This is a genomic window from Ruminococcus sp. Marseille-P328, assembly GCF_964249465.1.
Lineage (GTDB): Bacteria > Bacillota > Clostridia > Lachnospirales > Lachnospiraceae > Blautia_A > Blautia_A faecis.
Genome location: NZ_CAXUBQ010000066.1, coordinates 1 through 1119, shown reverse-complemented (window position 1 = coordinate 1119; position 1119 = coordinate 1). Strand labels below are relative to the sequence as shown.

Annotated in this window: 1 protein-coding gene; it reads left to right on the top strand. The window is 37.4% G+C overall.

From position 1 onward, the window contains the following. Positions 1–141: 141 nt before the first annotated feature. The gene (locus ACESTK_RS20450) at positions 142–1032 is read left to right on the top strand and encodes an IS982-like element ISLll1 family transposase (protein WP_373120632.1); all 891 of its coding nucleotides are present in this window, start codon (positions 142–144) and stop codon (positions 1030–1032) included. Positions 1033–1119: the final 87 nt, after the last annotated feature.

Here is a 1119-nt window from a genome sequence, read left to right as displayed (position 1 = left end):
ATATTCGACAAAATTTCCCTCCAAAAAAATGAGGGAATTAAACTTGATTCTACCCGAATTGCTAGTTAATTTCATTGGAAAATAAATAAGTCGTGCTATCCTAATCTTAAACCACTAAGCATTAGAAAGCGCACGACTTATATGACTTATAATAGCACACTTCCAAAAGTTTTTGTTTATTTACTGACAACCATTGAGACGCTTTATCAAACGAGTGTTCCCCTTGAGGTTCAAAACCGAAAGAACGTCCATCTCGCAACATCAGATTGCTTAGTTATCGCTTGTTACCTCTGGGGCGTACTGCATTTTAGTGAAACGCTTAAAGCTAAGCACCAATTGGCTCAAAGTTTATTTCCTAATTTCCTAGAATATTCTCGCTTTGTCCGCCGTTGTAATGCCCTCTTACCGAGTATCCAAGTCATTCGCCAAGCACTCGTCTTTAAAGAGGTTGAAGGAATGAGTGTATCCATTATTGACAGCTTCCCCATTCCTTTGTGTCAGCCTATTCGTAATTTCAGAAGCAAAGTTCTTGGAGATTATGCAAATGTTGGCTACAATGCTACAAAGGGACAGTACTTCTATGGATGTAAATGTCATGCTTTAGTCAGTGAATCAGGCTATGTCATAGACTACACAATTACTCCTGCTTCAATGGCTGATAGTTCAATGACCGAGGAAGTGTTGAGTCAATTTGGGACACCAACAGTCCTTGGAGATATGGGATATCTAGGTCAGTCACTGCATGAAAGGCTGGAATTAAAAGGAATTGATCTAATTACACCTGTCAGGAAGAACATGAAGCAAAAGAAAATCCTTTTCCCTAATTTTTCAAAACGTAGAAAAGTGATTGAGCGAGTTTTCTCTTTTTTGACAAATCTAGGAGCTGAGCGTTGTAAAAGTCGTTCGCCTCAAGGTTTTCAATTGAAATTAGAGATGATACTTTTAGCGTATTCTTTACTGTTAAAATCAGCTAAAACACTGGAACCAGAGACTTTAAGATATTCTATCGGGTATCAAGTCATGGCTAAATAATCAACTAGCAATTCGGGTAAATAAGATTAAAAATTATATTCACTTCCAGTGTTTACCTCTTACCAGTCTGTAAAGTTTATATCCAAC

Coding starts and splice junctions, on each gene's coding strand:
- ACESTK_RS20450 (WP_373120632.1), top strand. CDS start 142: ATGACTTATAATAGCACACTTCCAAAAGTTTTTGTTTATTTACTGACA.